The 297-nt window shown below is 40.4% G+C and carries 1 protein-coding gene; it reads left to right on the forward strand.

From position 1 onward, the window contains the following. A partial coding sequence (locus tag AC27VX_RS23920) for a hypothetical protein (protein ID WP_488698487.1) occupies positions 1 to 297 on the forward strand: 297 nt, incomplete at both ends.

Here is a 297-nt window from a genome sequence, read left to right on the forward strand (position 1 = left end):
TTACCCAGAATAAGTACAATGAACTATCCCAGCTGGAATCTAAGAAAGTGGGCGGAATTGCTGCGGCATCCCCGCTTCAGCAGATGGACTATAAATACAATATCCGGGGATGGATGACCCAGATCAATGATCCTGCTGCTCTGAACGGAAAACTCTTTGGGTATAATATCAAATATAACAATCCTGAAAACTCCCCAGCAGTTGGAAAGTTCAACGGAAATATCGCAGAAATAGACTGGAATAACAGTTCTGAAAACAATCTCAAAAGATATGTTTATGAATATGATGCCCTAAACA

It is taken from the genome of Chryseobacterium sp. 14P4.3.2, from assembly GCF_057799275.1.